Source organism: Geoglobus sp. (assembly GCF_054018175.1).
The window spans coordinates 1-2,962 of the sequence record NZ_JBPLZQ010000011.1; the positions used below are offsets into that span (position 1 = coordinate 1).

At 47.6% G+C, this 2,962-nt stretch carries 4 protein-coding genes and 1 pseudogene; 1 reads left to right on the top strand and 4 read right to left on the bottom strand.

Features of this window, described 5'->3' with window-relative positions; all coding sequences use genetic code 11:
- On the bottom strand, positions 1-786 hold a 786-nt coding region (locus ACXJJC_RS00870; protein WP_456368653.1), incomplete at its 3' end, for an Ig-like domain-containing protein.
- 389 nt (positions 787-1,175) lie between these two features.
- Here ACXJJC_RS00870 and ACXJJC_RS00875 point away from each other — a divergent pair.
- The gene (locus ACXJJC_RS00875) at positions 1,176-1,331 is read left to right on the top strand and encodes a hypothetical protein (protein ID WP_456368655.1); all 156 of its coding nucleotides are present in this window, start codon (positions 1,176-1,178) and stop codon (positions 1,329-1,331) included.
- A 225-nt stretch (positions 1,332-1,556) separates the two neighbouring features.
- Here ACXJJC_RS00875 and ACXJJC_RS00880 read toward each other — a convergent pair whose 3' ends face one another.
- The 3 genes and pseudogenes from ACXJJC_RS00880 to ACXJJC_RS00890 all read right to left on the bottom strand — a co-directional run.
- Positions 1,557-1,907 (bottom strand): nucleotidyltransferase domain-containing protein, encoded by a 351-nt coding sequence (locus tag ACXJJC_RS00880; RefSeq protein WP_456368657.1) that lies wholly within the window; start codon positions 1,905-1,907, stop codon positions 1,557-1,559.
- A 19-nt stretch (positions 1,908-1,926) separates the two neighbouring features.
- The gene (locus ACXJJC_RS00885) at positions 1,927-2,127 is read right to left on the bottom strand and encodes a HEPN domain-containing protein (RefSeq protein WP_456368659.1); all 201 of its coding nucleotides are present in this window, start codon (positions 2,125-2,127) and stop codon (positions 1,927-1,929) included.
- A 102-nt stretch (positions 2,128-2,229) separates the two neighbouring features.
- Positions 2,230-2,962: pseudogene (locus ACXJJC_RS00890) on the bottom strand (hypothetical protein); the annotation flags it as partial.

The window sequence follows — 2,962 nt, forward strand, 5'->3', positions numbered from 1 at the left end:
GACGTTTGTTATGCTTCCAGCAATGTTGATGCCGTAGTTTGTTGGGTTGGTTATTGTTAGATGGCTGAATTTGGAGTTTGAGACAGAGGAGAGGTAGATTGCGTCGCTAAATCCAACTATGCTCCCATTCTCAATGACGATATTGCTTTTCCCACTTATAGTGATTCCATTCGAGCTAATTCCAGTTCCGTTTAGAGTTGAACCATTTAAGTCAAGAACCAAGCTATTCTGTGTAATTGTTATCGCTTCTTTATAGTCGGCCATCTCTACAACAACTATCTTATCTCCAGCAACAGCATTGTCCAAAGCCGACTGTATGGGTGTTGATGATAGATTGAAATCATAGCCGGGACGCCACCAGCCTTCCGGAATCACGTAAATCGTGTTTGGTGGAGCAGGTGCGTTTATGTCGAAGTAAACGACCTGGCTTGAGTTCATATTTCCAGAGGTGTCGTTGGCGTAGATTCTAATGCTGTGTGAACCATTTGCAAGTGGCAGAGTTTTGTTAACATAGTAACCGTTCTGATATGTGAGAGTTATGTTGGTCGTGCCGTCTATCTGGGCTATAACCGTATCAACACCAGTATCATCACTCACCGAAACGTTAATTGCGACCCTGTAGGTAGTGTAGGTGAGATTTTTAGGTGAAATTATTTCCACGCTTGGAGGCGTTGTATCGGCTGAGACCACAGAACACAGCAAGCCAAAGACCAACAGTGAGATGACAGCCGACCCTCTAAGTATCCTCGAAAGAGAGGTGCAGACATTTAAAGTGTGTTCAGCCATGATTTCACCCCACCACCCCAACAGTCCCGGAGAACAGGGAGTGCCTGCGCTCCAGAACTGCTGTTCTGCAGAGTGCTATCACCCAGCAAGTCGCATCAAACATTTTTAATATTTACGATCTTGGATATACACTGTCAGCTACACTATCATTAGGACGATCATCACAATCGAGACCACGAAACTTTTTGGATGTATGCTGAAAGACGACAAGAACACAGACGTCTGTGCAGCAACGAACACGCAAGGCAGAAACAGAAAGGCGTCACGAACGAGCTATGCTCCGGCTCCGCGGAATTTAGGACACTCCTCAGAACAAATTGATTTCAGGCAGCAGAATTCCACGAAACGGTTGATGTTTGCGGGAAATCTGGAAATGTCAGGTTCTGCTCATGAACGACAGCATTGTGGTTATTGAGGATGATAAAACAGAGGTTTACAGCTACGGTGATGTGGAGATTCCCGTACTTATTGGGCATGTGGAGAGGATAGTCGAGAACGAGGAGTTCAGGGGTGTGAGGATCTCCGGTAAGAAGTTTGCAGCGTGAATTTACGAAATTTGATCTGATGTTTCGGTTCGCTTAGAACTCTGTTCTGCAAGTTCAAACCCTGCTGTTCTGGATTGCAGTTGCATTCTGCCTTCAGTGTGTTCAAAGTTTCAGCCAGAGTATCTGAAGGGTTTATTGATGGTCCTGTACTGCCAGCACAAGTTTCCACAGTTCATGCAGCCGCCACTTGAAAAGCTGTCATCTGGTCTCTTCCGTATTCAGAATTCAGACTTGCACAATCTCAACAATCTTCTTCACAAACCGCCTGTACCACTCCAACTCTTTTGGTGTTACAATGTGGAGCTCGAATGGAGAGAACACGCCCACCCTCCTGAAAATCTCACCAGCAATCCTTGCTCTGTCCTCCATTCTTCCCGGTGTTTCCGGTGAGACTATCAGCACGTCAATGTCGCTTGCAGGAGTGTGTCTACCCTCAACAACCGATCCGAAGACATAAACCTTCACATCCCCAAGGTTCTCCCTCGCAACCTCCGCGATTATCTTAGCGTAATACTTCCAGTTCTCAAAATACTTCCTGTCCTCCTTGGCCATTTCAATCCTCACATCAAAGCTCATAGTCCATCAACCAACTTCCTTAGTTTTCCAGCTTTTTTATGGACTGTGTTTTGGAGTGGTCTCCTGCGAGTAAGAAAAGCCTGTATCTCAGATACAGCTCCACGGATTGCTGAATGTTAAAAGCTGCAAGATCATATACACCAGTCTCGTAAAGATGCTCAGCATTTTTCATAAACTTCTCACTCCTCTCCCGCAGAATCTCAATTTCTTCTATTGACATCTGATGGAACTTCTGATCCCGGGATTAGATAACCCTTTCGGGAGGTCGAATCACTGCCGATCCAAAAACCGAATTTCGGTGCAGATCGCAATCTGACGCACGCTACGAAGCATCATCCGTCAGCACTACCTCAAAACCAAGCAATCCGGACAGCACATTTTCAAGCTCCTTTATAGACTCCTCTATCTCAGTATCCAGCCGGTTTGCCGTTTCCTCAAGAGATGCGATTCTTTTTTCAAGCGCTCTCATCCTTTCAGCAGGATTGCTTTCCTCGCAGTGTGACTCGAGCCTTCTGACCTCGGATTTCAAATCTCTGAGCCTTCTCCTGAGCTCCCCAATCTTTTCGATCTCGGACTCGAGGCCTCCTTCTGCAATCTCCTCAAGGAGCCTCATGACCGCTTCCTTCCTCTTCTCTTTCACCTTTATGTTCCCCTTCCCGATCTCGGAGAGAGCTCCTGAGGCGAGGGTCCGCAGCTCGCTCACGTCAAGCAGAAGGGAGCGGGTGTCCGTGCCGATCCTCACACCCACTGCATGGGCGTAGATCCTGAGCGGCTTTTTTACACTGGCAATCTTTCTGTGCACCTCATTCTCCCTTTCCACAACTTCGCGCTCCACAGCCTCAACCTCAGCTCTCAGAGCCGCGAGGTGCTGGTGATCACTTTCCTCGCGCCCAGATTCTGCCTCGCCCCTGATGCGCTCAACCTCAGAGAGGAGTTCGGAGAGCTCCAGGCTGATCCTGTCCCTCTCCCCGATCAGGCTTTTTGTTTTTTTGATTCTTCCAATCGCCATCTCGAGGCCGTCAATTCCTGCCTCATTCCTCTTCCTCTCCACATCA

Bases quoted from the DNA above. Each gene is read 5' to 3' on its own strand.
- ACXJJC_RS00875 (WP_456368655.1), top strand. From the start codon at position 1,176: ATGAACGACAGCATTGTGGTTATTGAGGATGATAAAACAGAGGTTTAC.
- ACXJJC_RS00880 (WP_456368657.1), bottom strand. From the start codon at position 1,907: ATGAGCTTTGATGTGAGGATTGAAATGGCCAAGGAGGACAGGAAGTAT.
- ACXJJC_RS00885 (WP_456368659.1), bottom strand. From the start codon at position 2,127: ATGTCAATAGAAGAAATTGAGATTCTGCGGGAGAGGAGTGAGAAGTTT.